General features: G+C 43.6%; 10 protein-coding genes and 1 pseudogene. All 11 read left to right on the forward strand.

The window, feature by feature from the left end:
• The first annotated feature begins 61 nt into the window (after positions 1 to 61).
• Entirely contained in the window at positions 62 to 1,648 is a 1,587-nt protein-coding gene (locus HPT30_RS03395; protein WP_175370086.1) for a response regulator transcription factor, read from the forward strand.
• A complete protein-coding gene (locus HPT30_RS03400) occupies positions 1,645 to 3,441 on the forward strand; it encodes a cache domain-containing sensor histidine kinase (protein ID WP_175370087.1) in 1,797 nt (598 codons plus the stop codon). Before HPT30_RS03395 ends, HPT30_RS03400 begins: the two co-directional genes overlap by 4 nt.
• Positions 3,442 to 3,674: 233 nt before the next feature.
• Positions 3,675 to 4,961, forward strand: a complete 1,287-nt coding sequence (locus HPT30_RS03405; protein ID WP_175370088.1) for an ABC transporter substrate-binding protein — start codon at positions 3,675 to 3,677, stop codon at positions 4,959 to 4,961.
• A gap of 113 nt (positions 4,962 to 5,074) precedes the next feature.
• Entirely contained in the window at positions 5,075 to 5,968 is an 894-nt protein-coding gene (locus HPT30_RS03410; protein ID WP_175370089.1) for a carbohydrate ABC transporter permease, read from the forward strand.
• On the forward strand, positions 5,965 to 6,789 hold the full coding sequence (locus HPT30_RS03415) for a carbohydrate ABC transporter permease (protein WP_175370090.1): 825 nt from the start codon (positions 5,965 to 5,967) through the stop codon (positions 6,787 to 6,789). Before HPT30_RS03410 ends, HPT30_RS03415 begins: the two co-directional genes overlap by 4 nt.
• A gap of 815 nt (positions 6,790 to 7,604) precedes the next feature.
• Complete coding sequence (gene cas3 / locus HPT30_RS03420) at positions 7,605 to 9,770, forward strand: CRISPR-associated helicase Cas3' (protein WP_175370091.1); 2,166 nt, start codon at positions 7,605 to 7,607, stop codon at positions 9,768 to 9,770.
• 5 nt (positions 9,771 to 9,775) lie between these two features.
• Positions 9,776 to 10,459 carry a type I-C CRISPR-associated protein Cas5c gene (gene cas5c / locus HPT30_RS03425; protein ID WP_175370092.1) on the forward strand — a complete coding sequence of 228 codons (684 nt, stop codon included), beginning with the start codon at positions 9,776 to 9,778 and terminating at the stop codon, positions 10,457 to 10,459.
• Positions 10,456 to 12,282, forward strand: a complete 1,827-nt coding sequence (cas8c, locus tag HPT30_RS03430; protein WP_175370093.1) for a type I-C CRISPR-associated protein Cas8c/Csd1 — start codon at positions 10,456 to 10,458, stop codon at positions 12,280 to 12,282. Before cas5c ends, cas8c begins: the two co-directional genes overlap by 4 nt.
• On the forward strand, positions 12,283 to 13,140 hold the full coding sequence (cas7c, locus tag HPT30_RS03435; RefSeq protein WP_175370094.1) for a type I-C CRISPR-associated protein Cas7/Csd2: 858 nt from the start codon (positions 12,283 to 12,285) through the stop codon (positions 13,138 to 13,140).
• 71 nt (positions 13,141 to 13,211) lie between these two features.
• A pseudogene (gene cas1c, locus HPT30_RS03440) lies at positions 13,212 to 14,102 on the forward strand (type I-C CRISPR-associated endonuclease Cas1c); the annotation flags it as partial.
• Positions 14,103 to 14,111: 9 nt separating this feature from the next.
• Positions 14,112 to 14,402, forward strand: a complete 291-nt coding sequence (cas2, locus tag HPT30_RS03445; protein ID WP_066367384.1) for a CRISPR-associated endonuclease Cas2 — start codon at positions 14,112 to 14,114, stop codon at positions 14,400 to 14,402.
• Positions 14,403 to 14,817 lie beyond the last annotated feature (415 nt).

The following is a 14,817-nucleotide window of genomic DNA, read 5'->3' on the forward strand; positions in this document are numbered from 1 at the left end:
AGATAATTTAGTATAGTATTCGTCATTAGTGAGCATGGGTTTTCAATAAGGGGTGAACAGCATGAGTGAGCTATACAGAGTGTTGGTTGTTGATGATGAACTGTTGGTTAGACAAGGCGTCAAACATATACTGAATTGGGAACAGCATGGCTTCTGTATCGTGGGCGAGGCTTCCAATGGCAAAGAAGCTTTGGAAATGATTGCGGAGCTGTCTCCACATATCGTGCTTACCGATGTCGTCATGCCGGTGATGGACGGCGAAGAGTTGACTCGTCTGATAAAGCATAGCTGGCCGGATATTGAAGTGATCGTTCTTAGCAGCTTCAGTGAATTTGATTATGTCCGTTCCACCTTCCAAAGTGGTGTGTCTGATTATATTCTTAAGCCACACTTGGAGACGAAGATGCTGCTGAGTGTGCTCGAGAGAACAGTAGAAAGACTTCCTGCCGGTCTGAAAAGGAAACCGCAAGCCGATTACACGATCACATTGAACCAGGTACTGGAGAAGCTCATTGATCGTTATGAGGTGGAAATAGACCAGACCATGCTGGCAGAATGGTTCCCTTATCAGAAGTACTACATAATGGGCACTGCGGTGGATGAGGGAGAGCAACTGCTGGAATCTTTGCAAGCGCTTATTTCCGAGATGACCCTCTATCCATTGCCGGTGAATTCTATCCCAAGACACCCGGAACTGAGGACTTATGTTGTGAATATCGGACAAAATGCTGAGGCAGAGAACATTCTTTTGTCCAAGCTGAAGCTATTGTACCCTTCTTCGGTTACAGATAGTGGAGACTTCGTTTGGGCGCTTAGCGGGCCTTTTCATTCACTGGATCAATTGGGGGGCACCTTTCATCGCAGCTTCTTGCCATTGCTATCCTATCGCTTTTTCCTGCCAGTGCCGATGGTACTTGCACCGTCTGAGCTGCCGCACTTTGAAAAGGTTATCAGAGCCTCAGCATCCTTAAATGACACCGCACTGCACGCCTTAATGGAGCATATTCGTAGATTACAGCTGGAGGAAGGCTTCGGGGTGCTCTACCAATTCATTGCACAGCAATCTAAGTCGTATAATACGGATGTATTTGAATTCAAATCCTTAATCGGTAATCTGATCTTCAATGTCATTCAGTTGCTTGGCACAATGAACATGAGCTCAGACGCGCTGAATGAGGCAAAATATAGCTATTTCAAAGCCATAGAAGAAGCCGGGCATGTAACAGATATCATTACGTTGCTTGAGCAGTTCCGGACGCAAATCGATCGCAGCATTCATGAGGCTACGTCTTCTTTCCATGATGGCAATCCCAATATGAAGCTGCTGCTTGATTACATTGACAAAAATTATACAGAGCCGATCACTTTAACAGAGATGGCTAAGCAATTTCATTTCAATCCTTCGTATTTATCCAGCTTCTTCGCTGCCCATCATCACGAGGGCTTCAAGGAGCATTTGAATCGGGTCCGTATCGATAAGGCTGCTGATTTATTACGGGGCAGTGACCACTCGATCTCCGAGATCGGCAGCATGGTGGGCTACGCGGATCATAGTTATTTCTGCAAAGTCTTTAAGAAGAATACAGGCATTTCTCCGAGCCAATACAGACGACAATATTATACACGAGTGGAGAAGGAGCAGGGATGAAGGAGCGACTTGAACGATTACGGTTTCAGGGACTGTTTATTAAAATATTTCTGGTCATGGTGGCTTGTATCATTGCAATTGCGGTATCCGTGGTATGGACCAATCTGCGTATGACGCAGCAGCTATTTCTGAAGACCTTCAGCATTACGAACTCTAAAGTGCTGGATCAGATTCATAATAACTTCGAGTCCTTTCACTACTCGGTTGTACTCGCAGCCAATCAAGCCCAGCAGAGCGTTACGCTAAAGAGCTATCTGACAGAGAAAGAATCGGACGAGTTGTATCGTGTGATGAATTCCTATTACAACATGACCCAGCAGATGAACCGAATTCAATCCGGGATCACTAGCTATTCGGTGGGTCTGTCGGTCATCGGTAAGAATGGCCGGGATTATACGGGCGTAGTGAATTATGATAAGCCGACGGCGCGGGAGCTGAACAGCAGTGCTATAACTGCCAATGCGGCAGCACAGCCTGGCAGAATGATGTATCAATATTATCAGGATGAGCAGGGGAAACATGCCATTGTCGCTACAAAAGTGCTGCGGGAGCGTACGACAGAACAGCAATATGGCATGTTGTATATCGCTATTGATGAGAGCAGCTTCAAGCCGTTCTATAATAATTTCTCCAGTGAAGGCAACGACTTCATTGTGCTTGATACCAACGGAACGGTGGTAACAAGCAACCTGTCTGACCTTGAGGGACAGAAGAATGATGAATTGCTGCATCAGGCCAAGTTGGTTCAGGAGCAAGGACAACAAGCCAAGAAGGTCCATATCATGGATCGTGATAAGCTGATGCTCGTGCAATATTTGCCTTCGTATGACTTTTATCTGGTGAATATGATTGACCAGCAAAAGGTGCTCGGACAGATGGTAAACACACGCAGTGTGGTACTTATCTGTCTCTTTATTGTGCTTATAGCTCTGGTTGTTGTCTTCCTGATCTCGCGGAAAATGACCCGGTCGATTACGTTGCTGGCCCGTCAGATGTCCAAAGTGACGCGCCGCAATTTTCATAACTATGTCAAGGTCTCCGGGGGTTATGAGATTCGGGAGCTGGGGCGGGCATACAACTATATGCTGGATGAGATCAATGATTATGTGGACAGGCTGGTGGAGACGCAAAAAGGCCAGCGAAAGGCGGAACTCGCAGCTCTTCAGCAGCAGATTAATCCCCATTTTCTATACAACACCTTGGCTTCGGTCAAATTCCTTGTGCAGCAGGGAAGTAAGGATAAGGCTGAACAGACCATTCATGCGTTAATCTCGCTTTTGCAAAATACGATCAGTAACGTGTACGAGACGGTGTCCGTAGAGCAGGAGCTTGTGAATCTGAGAAGTTATGTGTTCATCAATCATATCCGTTACGGGGAACGGATTCGGGTTCATTTCTTTGTTGCGCCGGATTGCGTGCAGTATCAGGTTCCCAAGCTGATTATTCAGCCATTCATCGAAAATGCATTTTTCCATGCTTTTAACCGCAAAACAGAAGGCGTTATCCATGTCTTGATTGCCAGAGAGGGGCAAAGGCTCGTCTGCGAGGTGATTGATAACGGAGATGGCATGGAACTGACGAGTGGGGAGGAGGGTATGCCCATGAACTCAGCTCCGAACAAGGTGCCTAAGCATTCCAGTAAGCTGTTCTCAGGTATCGGGGTTGCCAATGTGAATGATCGGATCCGGCTGCTGTATGGTGAAGAGTTCCAAGTGAACATTACAAGCACGGTTGGTGAAGGGACCAGAGTGAAGATAACGCTTCCTTTAATCGAAAAGACGGAAAATGAGTGATGTAAGCGGTACAAAATCTAATGAAATTACTATAATCCAAAAATAATACATGCCGGTATTAAGCGTAATGTGCATTCGGGCAACAAAAGAACAAATCTATATAAAGGATGTTCTAACGTTGTATTGTTGCCCGGTGATATCATTAATTCATGCCTAGTAAGCGTTTTCAGTAATTTTCATGAAATCGCTTTAAAGCGAATCTTACACAATAAACAGTCAAAGGGGCGGAACAAATGAAAAAAGCACTACTCTTGGTATTGGCCTGTATGGTATTGCTGGTGGGTTGCTCTTCCGGTGGATCTAATAAAGAAACAGCATCCGGGGATGGTCAGAAAGAAATTACAATCTGGGCATGGGACCCTGCCTTTAACATCGCAGCATTGAACATTGCCAAAGAGACTTACAATAAGAAACATCCTGATGTCAAAATTAACATTGTTGAATACGCCCAAGGCGACATTATTCAGAAAATGAATACAGGACTTAACTCCGGCACTACGAAAGGTCTTCCCAACATCGTATTGATCGAAGACTATCGTTCCAAAGGTTTCTTGCAATCGTATCCAGAGTCCTTCTATGATTTGAGCAACAAGATCAAACCAACCGATTACGCAGACTACAAAGTCGGACCGACCAGCATGGACGGTAAACAATACGGTGTTCCTTTTGACTCCGGTGTAACCGGCCTGTATGTCCGTAAAGATATTATCGAGCAAGCCGGCTTCACAATTGACGATCTAAAAGACATCGATTGGAACAGATATATTGAAATCGGTAAAGTGGTCAAAGAAAAAACTGGTAAAGACATGATTACCTTCTCTCCAAGTGACTTGGGCTTCGTTCGTGTCATGATTCAATCCGGACATTCCTGGTATATGAAAGAGGATGGCAAAACGCCTGATTTGGCCGATAACAGTACATTGAAAGAAGCTTTCGCTCTGTACAAAGAAATGCTGGATTCCAAGATCGTGAAGATCAATGCCGACTGGAGTCAATTCATCTCCTTCATCAACAATGGCGATGTGGTCACTGTACCTTCGGGGAACTGGTTAACGCCATCCGTGAAAGCTGAAGTTTCTCAATCTGGTAAATGGGCCGTACTTCCTTTGCCGAAATTGCCTAACACACCGAATGCAACACATGCCTCCAACCTGGGTGGAAGCTCGTGGTACGTCATGAATGTTCCTGGTGCTGAATTGGCTGAAGACTTCCTGGCAGAAACGTTTGGTTCTGATGTAGGAATGTACGAAGAACTGCTCAACAAAATCGGAGCTATTGGTACGTTGAAAGCGGCTGCTGAAAGTGAAGCTTACAAGAAAACCGATGAGTTCTTTGGCGGTCAGCAAATTGTAAAAGATTTCTCCGAATGGACAGCGCAAATTCCTAACGTGAACTACGGTGTGTCTACCTATGCCATTGAAGATATTCTGGTAGTTGAAATGAACAACTATCTTAATGGCAAGAACCTGGATCAAGTCATGAAGGATGCTCAGGCTCAGGCAGAGACGCAAATCAAGTAAATCACGTAAGTAATTGAGCATATGAGCATTATGTAACCCTTGGGCGCTGCGGCATCGTGAGATCCAAAGCGTCCGGCGGGTTATTTTGCAGCCAGAGAGGAGACCTTGCTACGATGAATGCTAAGAAACGTGGGCTAAGCATGACCGCTAAGTATAATTTGACAGGATGGGGCTTTGTCCTGATTTCTGTAGTTATGATTGGCTCATTCTATTTCTATCCAATGATTCAGGCGCTTTTCTTGTCATTTAAAACAGGAACAGGCACCAACCTCACCTATACAGGGTTTTCCAACTATACGCGCTTGTTCTCGGATACGACCTTCAGAACAGCGCTATTTAACACCTTTATCTATCTAATTGTTCAGGTGCCATTAATGATTCTGCTGGCAATGTTCATCTCTGTACTGTTGAATGACTCCAAGCTTAAATTCCGCGGGTTCTTCCGTACGGCGATCTTCTTGCCGGCTGTAACTTCTCTCGTCGCTTACTCTGTTGTGTTCAAATATTTGTTTGGATCCGATGGCCTGATTAATGCGATGCTGCTGAAGCTGTCGATTATTTCTGCTCCCGTGGAGTGGATCACAGACCCGTTTTGGGCCAAAATTACGATTATTATCGCCATTACATGGCGCTGGACCGGATATAACATGATTTTCTATTTGTCAGCCCTGCAAAATATCGATGGCTCCATTTATGAAGCTGCACGTATTGACGGTGCTTCTGCCTTTAAACAATTCACCCAAATTACAGTGCCGCTTCTCAAACCGGTGATCCTGTTCACTTCTGTTACATCCACGATTGGTACACTGCAAATTTTCGATGAGATCGTGAATATTACTAAAGGCGGACCGGGTAACTCCACAATGTCCATCTCGAACTATATCTATAACCTGTCGTTTAAATACACGGCTGACTTTGGATATGCGGCGACAGTATCCTATGTGATCGTCATTCTTATTGTTCTGCTGTCGTTCCTTCAATTTAAAGTGGCAGGTGATAAGAAATGAGAAATCCAAAACGTATATTCACCTATGTGTTCCTGAGCATTGCTACCTTCATTTCGGTATTTCCGTTCCTGTGGATGATCATCAGTGCAACGAATAAATCTGTAGATGTGACCAAAGGCAGACTTCTGCCGGGCAACTATCTATTCGAGAACTTAACGAAGCTGATCGAAACGACCGATCTATGGACAGCGCTCTGGAACTCAGCTAGAATCTCTGTCCTGACTACAATCCTGTCGATTATCATCGCCTCACTTGCAGGTTACGGCTTCGAGATGTTCCGTAGTAAAGCAAAGGATGTTGTATTTAACATCCTGCTGCTGTCGATGATGATTCCATTTGCCGCCCTGATGATTCCACTGTATCAGATGTTCGCGGGCATCTCTAATACCATCCCCGGGATTGGTATCGATACTGTGGCGTCTGTGATGCTCCCGACCATTACGACGGCATTCCTGATCTTCTTCTTCCGTCAGAACTCCAAGATGTTCCCTAAGGACATGCTGGAGGCCGGACGTATTGATGGTCTGACGGAGCTGGGCATCTTCTTCAAAATCTTCATGCCTACCATGAAAACAACCTATGCGGCAGCAGGTATTATCACCTTCATGTCGAGCTGGAACAGCTACCTGTGGCCGTTGATTGTCTTGCAATCACCGAACCAAAAGACCATTCCGCTGCTGATCTCCACCCTGGGATCAGGTTATGCGCCGGACTTCGGCTTGATCATGGTGGCAATCGTCATCGCCACCTTGCCAACAGCCATCGTCTTCTTCGTAATGCAGAAGCATTTCGTAGCGGGAATGACGGGATCGGTGAAGTAAAAAGCTTGCGAGATTGGAGCAGGTGATGTCTTGAGGATGGCCCCCCACTGGGAAGTGGGGGGCTTTGACTGTTGAGGTGCTTTGAGAATATCTATAGTTAAACCTTGATTTATCGAGCCATCTCAAAATTAGTATTTGCTTCTTGTTCCCTCTGGTAACGGACCTCAGATCCGTTATTTCCTAACAACTGACCGTTCCAGAAAATAACGGACTCCAGAGACGCTATGAGCAGAAATCGGGTGTGAAATCCACGATTTGGGAGGAAATAGCGGCACCTGAGTCCGTTACATGTTTCAGAAGCTGCTTGATGTATAAATAACGGCGCTGGGGTCCGTTAGCCCTCATGACGTCTCCAACCTTCTGAAACAGTGGTTTTGACAAGAACTGAAGATGAAATTGAGCCTGATTTATAAGGCTATTTCGCATCAACAATCGTAGAGAATAGTGTATCTCGATAGTTTTGGCCCCCCACGAAAGTGGATAAAAGTCTAATTTATTGAACAGAACTTAATTGATGTTGCAAGCAAAAAACCGGTACAGCAATCGAATTGCTGTACCGGTTTTTTTGTAGCCCAGATTAATAAATCTCTGTTTCAATCCACGAACGTAACTAGTTCGACACAAGAGGGATTTTAAATAAAAGGAATGGATTGACAATAATGGTTCTGAGAATTATCCTGAGAGTAACAGATAGGTTAGATTAATAATTCTCTGAACTGAAATATTGTTTCCCCGATCCTTTCCACTATCTAGAGCAGTCACAGTGTCCTCTTAGTTATACCACTAAATGGTATCACAAGATTGGAGGTCTTGTCTTGTTGTATGCTCATTCCAAACGCGATCTGATTACAAAAGAACTCTTACCTAAAGAAGAATGGCATCCTCTACCAGTACATCTGGAGAAAACAGCCGAGAAAGCTGCAGAAAATGCTGGATACTTTCATTGTGATCAGCTTGGTCGTATTCTCGGGTATGCACATGATTATGGCAAAGCAGACCTGAATTTTTTAAAACGACTTGAAGGCTCCCCTCAACATGTTGATCACAAAACTGCAGGGACATTAATGGTGGCGCAGCATTATCCATATGTATATGGAAGAATGCTTGCTTATGTCGTATATGGTCACCATGGAGGATTGCCAAATCATATCTCAAAAGGTTCTTCGATAGGGCTTGATGAAGTACTCAAGAACAAAAGTTTCTCTATTATCAATAACTTCCTGCCTACTTATCCCACTCTAACAATAGAATCCATTCCTAAACGTGCAATAAGTCGCAATCCTGGTATTTCTTTCTCCCTACTAATTCGAATGCTTTACTCTTCACTGGTTGATGCAGATTACTTGGATACAGAGAAATACTTCAATCCCAAGAAAGCAGAGCTTCGCGGAAAGTTTTCGACAATTAAAGAAATGAGTGAGGCCTTTTCCGCTACGCTCAATGATCTTTTGACTAAACCTCAGAATAATATTCTAGCGAAGTCAAGAAATCAAGTCTTGAAGTGTTGTCTCAAAGCAGCACAATTGCCAAGCGGAATTTTTACACTTACTGTGCCTACAGGAGGAGGGAAAACTTACTCCTCACTTGCCTTTGCTCTTGCACATGCCCAAAAGAATAATATGAGACGAATAATATATGGTTTGCCATTTATCTCCATAATCGAACAGAATGCCGAGGTGTTTCGTTCTGCATTAGGTAAAACAGCAGTATTAGAACATCATAGCAATTTTACAGCCGCTAAAGATGATGAGGTTGATATAAACAGATTAGCCAGCGAAAACTGGGAAGCGAATTTAGTTGTTACTACAAACGTTGAGCTTTTCGAAAGTCTTTTTGCTGCGAAGCCCTCCCGTGCACGTAAACTACATAATCTAGCAGGAAGCATCATTATTTTGGATGAAGCTCAGATGATCCCAACTGAAGTACTACGTCCCTGTTTAGCAGCTCTAAAATGTCTCAGTGTCGATTATGGAGTAACGGTCGTATTGTGTACAGCTACTCAACCTGCGTTACATCCTGATTGGCTAGATGGTATCACACCAGTAGAAATTATGGATGATCCAGTGAAACTTTACTCAGATTTGAAAAGAGTGAGTGTAAAGTTTATCGGTTTAAAAAGTGACGCGGAACTTAGCAAGATGCTATCTTCGCAGCATCAAGTTCTGTGTATTGTTAATACTCGAAGACATGCTCAAGCGTTATATAAAAGCTTGGGAAAGCAAGAAGGAAGTTATCACCTGAGCGCTTTAATGTGCCCTGAACATCGGACTGAAATCATAAGTGAAATAAAGCTCAGGCTCCAAAATAAACAAAAATGTATAGTTATTTCGACCAGCTTGCTAGAAGCAGGTGTAGATATAGATTTTCCACAGGTTTACCGTGAGATCGCCGGAATCCACAGTATAGCCCAAGCTGCTGGGCGATGTAATCGGGAGGGCTTAGCAAAAGAAGGAGAAGTATTTATTTTTGAATCATCGAATTTTGCACTCCCAAGAGGGTGGTTTACAAGAATGGCAGGGTTTACACGTAGAGTTATAAGTCGCTATCCTGATCCTTTAATGCCGGATGCAGTTTCCTACTTCTTCCGACTGTGTTATGGGCTTGATACAAACTTGGATGAGTACAATATTCTGGGGAATCTTAATGCTGGAGCGGATCAGCTTTCTTTTCAATTTAGAGAAGTTGCAGAGAATTTTAAATTTATAAATTCTGATACAGTCTCCATAATTATTCCTTATAACGAAGATTGCAAGAAGCTATTGACCGAAGCGAAAAATTCGGATTATCCCGGAAGCTATAGTAAAAAACTTCAACGATATAGTGTTTCTATTACTCCTAGTGAATTAGAGCAAATTCGCGCGCTCGGAAAACTAGAGATCATAGATAAAGTTATTTATCATTTAGTAGAGGGTAAGGAGGATTCTAATAAGTTATACAGTAGTAGACTTGGTCTATCTATTAACCCGGATAAGGAGTGGTAGGTGAAATGGGATATGGAATTCGTTTATTGGTCAGAGGAGATTATGCCTGTTATACTCGTCCGGAATTTAAGGCTGAACGGGTCAGCTATGATGTTATAACACCATCAGCTGCGAGAGGCGTGTTAGAGGCAATACTATGGAAGCCAGCTATTCGCTGGGTAGTAGATAAGATTTCAGTATTAAATCCTATAGTTTTTGATTCGATTAGACGCAATGAATTAGGCTCCAAGATACCTCCTAATAACGTTACTGCAGCTATGAGGGGAGGGAAAGACCTTCATCAATATATCAATGATGACAGGCAGCAACGGGCTACTTTGTTACTTACTGATGTGGCCTATATTCTTGAGGCACATTTTGAGATAAACAAAGAAAAGGCTGGCGAAACAGATACGCCCGAAAAATTCTATAACATGTTTCTGAGAAGGGCTCGTCAAGGGCAATGTTTCCATACCCCCTACTTAGGTTGTCGTGAGTTTGCTGCGCATTTTAAGCTGATTGAAGAGGAGGGAGAACCAGAAAGTTATTACAAAGATGAAGCTGAGATCGATTTGGGATGGATGTTATGGGACATTGAATATAAAGCAGAGGTGAATAAGAAAAAAACAGAATTCTCTTTTACTCCGAAATTTTTCCGAGCGTATATGAGACATGGTGTGATTGAGGTTCCTAAGGAGGTGAACATATGATACTTCAGGCCTTATGTGGATATTATGATCGGTTTGCTGAGGCAAACAGTAGTGAAATTGCCCCGCCCGGATATGAATTGAATTCCGTTTCATGCTGTATTGTGCTCGATAAAGAAGGAAACGTCTGTGATGTTATTGATATGATAGATGAGTTTGAAGTGACAGGAAGTAAAGGAAAGAAGGAAAAGAAGCGACAGCCAAGAAAAATGATCACACCTCAACAACCTAAAAGGTCTGGAAGTCGTCCTGAAGCAGCATTTTTGTGTGAAAATGCCAGTTTTATTTTTGGTGTTTACAAGGATCGTGCAGGAGCAGAGTACAGATTTAAAGCAAGCCGCGATATCCATGAAAAGGTTTTGGCGGGCCTTGAAGATGAGGGTGCGCAGGCAGTTTTGGCTTTCTATAATAATCGGAAGCAAGGAACATATCTGTACGAGGGTGTAGATACAAGCTATTTTGAAGATGGTGGTAATATAGTCTTTTTATTGGACGGGGAATCAGATTTCATTCATAATCGCCCCGAAATTCAAGCTGCCTGGAATCGTCATCTTGCTCAGCGTTCTACAGAAGCATCGATTGGACAATGTCTAGTGACTGGAGAAGTACTGCCCATTGCACGTATCCATGGTAACTTGGGGGGATTTGGGCAGGATAAACCAACGGTTGTAGGTTTTAATCAAGATAGTTTTGTCTCTTACAGGAAAGAAAAGGGTGACAATGCACCGATTTCTGAGAATGCTGCATTTAAATATGTTACAGCACTAAACATGCTTATAAGCGATCGCAATCACTGTATGCATATGCATGGTGATAAGCTTCTCTTTTGGGCTGAACGTGAGGCACCAGTGGAAGAACAAGCCATACTTGGTCTTATGGAAGGAGGTACCTCTCAACCAGATAAATTGTTGGATGAGGTCAGAAATCGCGAGATCGCTTCGATTCTGGATTCGCTTTATAAGGGCAAATCCCCTGAAGAACTTGGACTTGATCCACATGTGAGATTTTATCTGCTAGGGTTGTCTTCAAACAAGACAAGGGTGGTCGTTCGTTATTTTTACGTGAATACCTTTGGTCAATTGGTGACACGCCTGCAGCTTCACCACCAAGATATACATATTGCAGGTCCGACCTGGGAGCCTGAGCATCCATCTATAAATAAAATTCTTATAGAAACAGCAGTGCTTCACAAAAGTGAAAATGTTCCTGCGCCACATCGTTCGGCATTGGTTCGGTGTATTTTGAGTGGGGGATTATATCCAAACAGTTTGTATATGGCAATGCTAGGAAGAATTCGTGCGGAAGCCGCTGCTAATGCAAAAACTGCTATAAATCGTACTAGAATCGGGGTGATCAAAGGGTACTTGAACCGGTTGTCACGAAAGTCCAATAACAAGGAGGAAGCGATAACAGTGGGTTTAAACAAAGAAGACAAAACAATTAGCTATTTACTCGGTCAAATGTTTGCTCTTTTAGAAAAGGCTCAATCTGATGCTCTGGGTAATGTGAATGCTTCAGTGGTGGACAAGTATCTGAATGCAGCTCTAGCAAGTCCGCAGCAGGTATTCCCATCCCTTCTTTCGAATGCGGAAAAGCATTTTTCTAAAAGCAAAAAATATAACATCAAAATGCGTATTCGTGAAATTATGCAGGATATTCCTTCGAATGGTTATCCGAAAACACTGAATGCGGAAGATCAGGGGAGGTTTTTGGTAGGGTATTATCATCAGCAACAAGACATCTATACAAAGAAAGATAAGTTAGATTCGAAAAAAGATGACGAAACATCTAAGGATTCTGATCAAAATCATGAGGAGGGTATTTAAATGAGTGAAATGCTGAAAAACCGTTACGAATTTGTTCTTTATTTCGATGTGGAGAATGGAAATCCCAACGGTGACCCTGATGCAGGCAACATGCCGCGAATTGATCCTCAAACGGGTGTGGGCATTGTAAGCGACGTATGCATGAAACGTAAAGTCCGGAATTATATTGAATATGCCCACGAAGGAAACGAGCGTTTTGATATATATGTTACTGAAGGTGCTGTCCTTAACAACAAACAGAAGGAAGCATATGTGGCTTCTAATATTACTACCAAGGATAACAAGAACGATAAGCTAACTGCTCAGGCCTATATGTGTAACCGATTCTATGATGTGCGTACCTTTGGCGCCGTTATGGATACAGGAGATTTTAAGTGTGGGCAAGTGCGCGGACCCATTCAACTGTGTTTCTCAAAAAGTGCGGATGTTATTTTACCCCAAGAAGTAACCATTACTCGGATGGCATCAACAACGGAAAAAGAGAATGCTTCGGAGAATAGGACTATGGGCCGTAAATATATAGTTCCTTATGGTCTATACAGATTAGAAGGGTTTGTATCAGCGAAATTTGCGCAAAAGACTGGTTTTACAGAGGATGATCTTTCAATTTTTTTTGAAGCCCTTAAACAAATGTTTGAGCATGATCATTCTGCTGCTAGAGGGAAAATGTCTGCACGAAAACTGATAGTATTTAAACATGCTTCGGAATTGGGTAATGCACCTTCTGCTGACCTATTCGAATTAATTCATGCAGAGCTGAAAGATCCGACCAAACCTCCAAGAGCATACAGCCACTATGACATTACTATAAATAAGAACGATGTTCCAAGTGGGGTGGAATTAATAGAAATGTTGTAAGTTGGAATTAAATCAAGTGGAATGTGATAGATAATAATGTTGCTCCTAGTACTAGGGGCGTGGATTGAAATGGCTATGTCGGGGCTAGTCCCGCGTTAATGGGCTATTGTGCGGAGCGGAACATTTCGCTGATGTTCTTGACGATGAACGGAAGATTCCTTGCCAGAGTGATTGGGCCAAGCAAAGGGAATGTAGTGCTGAGAAAAAAGCAGTATCTTCTCTCAGAGGATGAGCAGTCGTCTGCGCGGATCGCCCGGAATTTTATTATAGGTAAAATCTACAATCACAAATGGATGCTGGAGCGCATGACACGGGATTATCCGATGCGCATTGATGTTGAGCAATTTAAGGAGATTTCGGGCCATTTATCTTCTATTATGCTTGAGGTGAGGGCTTGTGAAGAGCTCGATCGTTTGCGGGGATTGGAAGGGCAGGCTGCGGTTAGCTATAACCGACTGTTTGATCAGATGATTTTACAGCAAAAAGAAGATTTCTATTTTCATTCCCGCTCCCGGAGACCTCCACTGGACAATGTGAATGCTATGTTGTCTTTGGCTTACACTCTACTGGCTCATGATACTGCTTCGGCGCTGGAGGCAGTTGGGCTGGACGCTTATGTAGGTTTTCTGCACCGGGACAGACCGGGCCGGGCATCGTTAGCTCTGGATTTGATGGAGGAATTGCGGGGAATTGTCGCAGATAAGTTTGTGCTTTCACTGATTAATAAGAAGCTGGTGCGTAAAGAGGATTTTGTGAAAAAAGAGAACGGAGCGGTCATCATGACCGATGAAGCTCGAAAGAAATTCCTCACGGCGTGGCAGACCAAGAAACAAGAAAGCCTTACTCATCCTTATCTGGGGGAGAAAATAACCTGGGGGCTCGTCCCGCACGCGCAGGCTCTTTTGCTGGCTCGTCATCTACGGAATGACCTGGACGAGTATCCTCCATTTCTTTGGAAGTAGGTGTACGATTTGCTGGTATTAATTACTTATGATGTGAAAACATCCAGTAGTGGAGGCCAAAGCCGATTGCGAAGAGTCGCCAAGGTCTGTCAGAATTACGGGCAGCGAGTCCAACATTCCGTATTTGAGTGTATTGTCGATGCGACGCAATTCGCTGAACTGAAGATTAAGCTGAAAAATATCATCGATGAAACGGAAGACAGTTTGCGATTCTATCAACTGGGGAATAACCACAAGAACAAGGTTGAACATGTCGGGATCAAGGAATCCCTCGATCTTGAAGGCCCCTTGATTCTGTAGTGCGAATGTGAAGCTCCCATGAAATCCCCGGGTCCTCCGCACCAGATTCATTACATTATTTGTATAAAAACAATGAAGAAACTGAGTTTAAGATGTTTCTTGTGAGAGGAACAAGGGATTTTTGGTTCATAAAAAGGTCATTTACCCTTTTTATGGGTAAAAATCGCTGTCGCTCCCTACGCGGGAGTGTGGATTGAAATATAGCAACCGGCGAAGTTCTGAAGGCATACACCGTCGCTCCCTACGCGGGAGTGTGGATTGAAATGAACAAGAATCAATATATGCCGACGGTCCTGAGTCGCTCCCTACGCGGGAGTGTGGATTGAAATAAAACTATTTGAAGGTGACGAGTTTCCGCAACTACGTCGCTCCCTACGCGGGAGTGTGGATTGAAATGCTTGTCGGGGGGGGGGGG

The sequence above is a fragment of the Paenibacillus agri genome (assembly GCF_013359945.1).
Lineage (GTDB): Bacteria > Bacillota > Bacilli > Paenibacillales > Paenibacillaceae > Paenibacillus_AQ > Paenibacillus_AQ agri.

What these genes read in the sequence shown, in the direction of transcription:
- HPT30_RS03395 (WP_175370086.1), top strand. Translation starts at nt 62, where the DNA reads ATGAGTGAGCTATACAGAGTGTTGGTTGTTGATGATGAACTGTTGGTT.
- HPT30_RS03400 (WP_175370087.1), top strand. Translation starts at nt 1,645, where the DNA reads ATGAAGGAGCGACTTGAACGATTACGGTTTCAGGGACTGTTTATTAAA.
- HPT30_RS03405 (WP_175370088.1), top strand. Translation starts at nt 3,675, where the DNA reads ATGAAAAAAGCACTACTCTTGGTATTGGCCTGTATGGTATTGCTGGTG.
- HPT30_RS03410 (WP_175370089.1), top strand. Translation starts at nt 5,075, where the DNA reads ATGAATGCTAAGAAACGTGGGCTAAGCATGACCGCTAAGTATAATTTG.
- HPT30_RS03415 (WP_175370090.1), top strand. Translation starts at nt 5,965, where the DNA reads ATGAGAAATCCAAAACGTATATTCACCTATGTGTTCCTGAGCATTGCT.
- cas5c (WP_175370092.1), top strand. Translation starts at nt 9,776, where the DNA reads ATGGGATATGGAATTCGTTTATTGGTCAGAGGAGATTATGCCTGTTAT.
- cas8c (WP_175370093.1), top strand. Translation starts at nt 10,456, where the DNA reads ATGATACTTCAGGCCTTATGTGGATATTATGATCGGTTTGCTGAGGCA.
- cas7c (WP_175370094.1), top strand. Translation starts at nt 12,283, where the DNA reads ATGAGTGAAATGCTGAAAAACCGTTACGAATTTGTTCTTTATTTCGAT.